Below are 942 nucleotides of genomic sequence, written 5' to 3'. Positions count from 1 at the left end.
TCACCGCGTAGTTCGAGGGCGGCACCGTCTTCGGCTATCACGTGGCCGATCCGGAACGTTACGGCGTGGTGGATTTCGACGCGGACGGCAAGGCGCGCGAGATCATCGAGAAGCCGCCGGTGCCGCCCTCGAACTACGCGGTGACGGGGCTTTATTTCCTGGATGGCAGCGCGCCGGAGCGGGCGCGGGCGGTGCAGCCCTCGCCCCGCGGCGAGCTGGAGATCACCGATCTGCTGCAGAGCTACCTGAACGAAGGGAGCCTGCGGGTCGAGACCATGGGCCGCGGCTATGCCTGGCTGGACACCGGCACCCATGGCTCGCTGCTGGATGCGGGCAACTTCGTGCGCACGCTGGAAAAACGCCAGGGGCTGCAGACCGGCTGTCTGGAGGAAATCGCCTATGAGCAGGGCTGGATCGATACCGCGGCACTGGAGGCGCGGGCCGAGCTGTTCAAGAAGAACAGCTATGGCGCCTATCTGAAGGGGCTGCTGAAGTAAGCCTGCCTGAGTGAGCCTGCCGGGAAGGCCTTGAAGGGCGGCTGCGCCTTCAAGGCCTTTTCTTTTGTTCAGGCTGTCCGCGTCAGGGATGAGCGGCCGGAATCCTGGCCTGCCCCTATTCGATCACCCCGGCGCGGCTGAAGACGCCGAAGAAATTGCCGAAGATGTTGGAGATCGTCAGCACGTCGTTGACCGGCGATTCCGTGGCCATCACCAGGTCGCCCGGGTTGATCTGGAACTGGCGCGCCGAGAACAGCCCGTCGGCGGAGGTGAGATCAAGCGAGAACACCACCCGCTGCTGCCGCGGGCCGCGCACGCCGGGCGCAACGGCCGACGCGGGATAGTCGCGCAGCACCAGCAGCCCCTTGGGATCGGCCTTGCCGTCCTGGAAGCCGCCCGCCACCGACATCGCGTCCATCGCCGACATCTCGTCCTTGGTGAAGAT

General features: G+C 65.9%; 2 pseudogenes. One reads left to right on the top strand and one right to left on the bottom strand.

Annotation, left to right across the window (positions count from 1 at the left end):
- Nucleotides 1-17: 17 nt before the first annotated feature.
- Nucleotides 18-497 (top strand): annotated as a pseudogene (locus A9D60_RS04905) (sugar nucleotidyltransferase); the annotation flags it as partial.
- 115 nt (nucleotides 498-612) lie between these two features.
- Here A9D60_RS04905 and A9D60_RS04900 read toward each other — a convergent pair.
- A pseudogene (locus A9D60_RS04900) lies at nucleotides 613-942 on the bottom strand (polysaccharide biosynthesis/export family protein); the annotation flags it as partial.

It is taken from the genome of Leisingera sp. JC1 (assembly GCF_001679925.1).
GTDB lineage: Bacteria > Pseudomonadota > Alphaproteobacteria > Rhodobacterales > Rhodobacteraceae > Leisingera.
Note: the sequence above shows the minus strand (reverse complement) of the source record. Positions and strands in the feature narration are given on the sequence as shown.